The sequence below is a fragment of the Bradyrhizobium sp. RP6 genome, from assembly GCF_003837805.1.
Classification (GTDB): Bacteria; Pseudomonadota; Alphaproteobacteria; order Rhizobiales; family Xanthobacteraceae; genus Bradyrhizobium.
This window is the reverse complement of sequence record NZ_RQIT01000063.1, coordinates 1-1301: the sequence shown is the minus strand read 5'-3', so window position 1 is coordinate 1301 and position 1301 is coordinate 1. Positions and strand designations below refer to the sequence as shown.

At 60.4% G+C, this 1301-nt stretch carries 1 protein-coding gene; it reads right to left on the bottom strand.

Going from position 1 to position 1301, the window contains the following annotated elements:
- Positions 1-30: 30 nt before the first annotated feature.
- Entirely contained in the window at positions 31-1218 is a 1188-nt protein-coding gene (locus EHH60_RS36850) for an IS256 family transposase (RefSeq protein WP_199752527.1), read from the bottom strand.
- Positions 1219-1301: the final 83 nt, after the last annotated feature.

The window sequence follows — 1301 nt, the reverse complement described above, 5'->3', positions numbered from 1 at the left end:
GGTACTGTCCAGAATCTTTCGCACTTTTGATCAGGCGACGGCTCCGGTTTCAGAGAGTTGTGGCTGATAGAGCGGTCGCATGTTCATGTAGCATTTGGTCGACCACGCCGTTCCGGCAATGTGCCGCAGCCGGGCCGCCGCTAAGTTGAGACAGGATTGACCGTCGGGGAAGGCGCCGACGACACGGGTTCGTCGCCGGATCTCCTTCATGATGCGCTCGAGCGGATTGTTCGTTCGAATCTTCCGCCAATGGATGTCCGGAAAGGCATAGTAGGCGAGCGTCTCGTGAACCGCCTGCTCGACGAGATCAGCAGCTTTGGCCATACGGCTGGCCCGCAGATCCGCGATGACGGTCCTGGCTTTCTCGTCGGCCGCGGCGCGGCTCTCCTGGGCATGAATGGCCTTGAGCATGTGGCTCACCTCGCGGACCCGGGTCGACGGCACGTGGCTGAAGACATTGCGATAAAAATGCACCATGCAGCGTTGATAGCGTGCCTCCGGCAGATAATCCGCAACGCTTTCGACAAGACCTCGGCACGCGTCGGAAACCACCAGCTGCACGCCCTTGAGACCGCGATCGACGAGATGCCGCAGAAACGAGGACCAGCCGGATTTGTCCTCCTTGGCGCCTTCACAGATGCCGAGGATCTCCCGGAACCCCTCAGCATTGACCGCCGAGGCCACCAGCAGCGACACGTTGCGAACCTCACCAGCCCAGCTGCGCTTCATCACGATGCCGTCGAGGTAGAGATACGGATGCTCGCCTTCGATCCTGCGATTCCGCCACGCCTCGATCTTGGTATAGATCTTCTTGTTCAGGTTCGACACTGTGCTCGGGCTGACCCGGGTGCCCCACAGCGCCTCCGTGATGTCTTCGACCCGCCGAACCGAAATCCCGGCCAGATACATCTCGATCAGCGCCTCCTCAACCGAGCTCTCCCGCCTCCGGTAGCGCTCGATAATCGCCGTCTCGAAGGTTTGCCGCCGTAGCTTCGGAACCTTCAGATTGACGTCGCCCGCCTTGGTCTGCAGCGTTCGCTCGTAGCTGCCTGCCCGCGTGTCCTGCCGCGCCGGGCTGCGCTCATACCGCCCAGCACCGCACAGCTGGTCCGCTTCGGCCTCCAGCATCGCGTTCAGTGTCTCTTCCACTGTCCCGCGGACCATCTCGCCCAGGTGATCTCGAATCCGGGCCTCATCAATTTGGATCACCTGACCCATGGCATTCCCATCGTTCATTCAAAGCTCCTTCATTCTAGAAGAAGCCGTCAATCCTGAAAGTGCGAAAGACTCTGTACGTTATC